Below are 465 nucleotides of genomic sequence, written 5' to 3' on the forward strand. Positions count from 1 at the left end.
AAGCACTGCCAGCCGGAATGGTGACTTTGGTGCCATCGGACAAGGTGAAGGTCAGACCGTTGTGACCGGTAACGGGCAGGTTCTGGCCGTTGCTCAGGGTCACGGTGTAGGTGATTTCGCCACCTTCAGCGACGGTGGTCTTGTCGGCGGTCAGAGTCGCGACGACTTCGCTGATGGTGTCGGTGATCTGGACGGTGGCATCGCCACCCAGTTCCAGATTCTCGAAGGTCTTGCCAGTGACGGTGGCATCGGTGATGCCGATGGTCAGGGCCTCGCCATCCTTGAAGACGTCATCGCCTTGAGCCGGAGCCTTGTACTCGGCTTCGGTCTGGCCAGCAGCGATCACTACCTTGGCACCGTTGGACAGGGTGACGGTCAGGTCGTGGTCGAGCTTCTGGCTCACTTTCACAGTGAACGAAGGCTGTTGGTCTTCGGTGACCGGGCCGTTGCCGACGATGGTGACGG

Annotated in this window: 1 protein-coding gene; it reads right to left on the reverse strand. The window is 60.4% G+C overall.

The window, feature by feature from the left end; translation table 11 throughout:
- Positions 1-465 (reverse strand): immunoglobulin-like domain-containing protein (locus F3J43_RS23685; RefSeq protein WP_205298075.1); only part of this gene is annotated, 465 nt, incomplete at both ends.

Origin of the sequence: Pantoea sp. Cy-639 (genome assembly GCF_011752525.1) — a bacterium.
GTDB lineage: Bacteria > Pseudomonadota > Gammaproteobacteria > Pseudomonadales > Pseudomonadaceae > Aquipseudomonas.